3 protein-coding genes are annotated in these 1,271 nt (G+C 47.8%); all 3 read left to right on the forward strand.

The window, feature by feature from the left end:
* The coding region (locus tag N1032_RS23315) for a phage major capsid protein (RefSeq protein ID WP_259542731.1) at nucleotides 1-259 on the forward strand (259 nt) is incomplete at its 5' end.
* 151 nt (nucleotides 260-410) lie between these two features.
* Nucleotides 411-779 (forward strand): hypothetical protein, encoded by a 369-nt coding sequence (locus N1032_RS23320; RefSeq protein ID WP_259542733.1) that lies wholly within the window; start codon nucleotides 411-413, stop codon nucleotides 777-779.
* Nucleotides 779-1,271: hypothetical protein (locus N1032_RS23325; RefSeq protein ID WP_259542734.1), on the forward strand; the 493-nt coding region annotated here is incomplete at its 3' end. The genes N1032_RS23320 and N1032_RS23325, both read left to right, overlap by 1 nt.

Raw genomic sequence — 1,271 nt, forward strand, 5'->3', positions numbered from 1 at the left:
GATTGATGTCAAAACTGCAAGTGGCGAAACTGTTAAGCTGCCACATGAAGGTCTGACCGCTGGCAATAAAAACGCTGCGATTCTGGGCGTGATTGCTGACCGTGACGCTGTAGGTGTTGCGAACCTTGACCGCCGCACTACCACGGCTTACAACGCGAAAGCAGAGTTCTATAACTCGTGGTACAAAGCCGACGCAGGTTATTACAACGACCTGTCCGAAAACTTTGTGGTGTTCTTCATTGGTGAAGAAATCGCGTAATAAAATCCCCGTACCAGTTGCGGGGTTATTTTAAACTGGCTGCCTTCGGGCGGCCTTTTTTATGGACAGAATAATGAAACTATTTCTCTATCACTGTAAAGACTCCCCGAACGTTATCGGGAAAGAAAGTGGTTTAGTAGCGTCACATGAAATGGACATTCTGTTGAAACGCTCTATTGACGTTATTAACCCGGTGTTTGTTTTAACCGACCCGGATAAAATCGGGTTCATCGGCATTAACTATTTATACATGCCTGACCTGAAACGCTTCTATTTCGTGGACAGTATCGAGAACGTGGCGGATAACCTCTGGATGTTGAAATGTACGTGTGACGTTCTGGAAACGTATAAAGCCGACATCCGTTATTCGTTCGCTTCGTGGAAACGTCCAATGAAAACGGGTGATTGTTTCAACGCGAGTTTCGACACTTGCGCATACACTACAATCACGACTCATAAATCAGATGTAACGCCTGATGTTGACAGCGTTATGATTCTCTCAACCGTGGGGGTTAGCTAATGGCCGCGACATGGAGTATTACAACCAGCACGTTTTCAAGCATGGAACAAAACGGCTGGGAACTGTTTAACGCAGTTAACTACAAGATTACCCGCGCCAACTCTACGGGCGCACAACTAACCGTCGGGCAAAACTACCAGATTCGATTGCTCGACCCTGACAACCTTCGATTTTCAACGCCTCCAACGTTGAGCTATCAGGACGGTAGCACATCGGGGAGCCTTACTTTTACCCCTGTTTCTGGTAAGCCGGGAGTTTATCAGGTCTATGTAGAGAACACCGGAAACCGCCGTTATTCCAGCATTTCGGCGTTTACGTCTAAAGCCGCTGGTGTGACTATTCCAACGCTTGACACGGTTCCGCTCGGTACGGTGTATGGCGGGGAGTCGTTCGAACTTGAGGTAACAGGCGGTCTTGATAAAGTTGGCTTTTGGGCGAGCGTTCGTAAGCAGTCTGATAAAGGCTATGTGATGCCGTTTACCCTACTTCCTG

Origin of the sequence: Herbiconiux daphne, from assembly GCF_024979295.1 — a bacterium.
Taxonomy (GTDB): Bacteria; Actinomycetota; Actinomycetes; order Actinomycetales; family Microbacteriaceae; genus Herbiconiux; species Herbiconiux daphnes.

Bases quoted from the DNA above. Each gene is read 5' to 3' on its own strand.
- N1032_RS23320 (WP_259542733.1), top strand. From the start codon at position 411: ATGGACATTCTGTTGAAACGCTCTATTGACGTTATTAACCCGGTGTTT.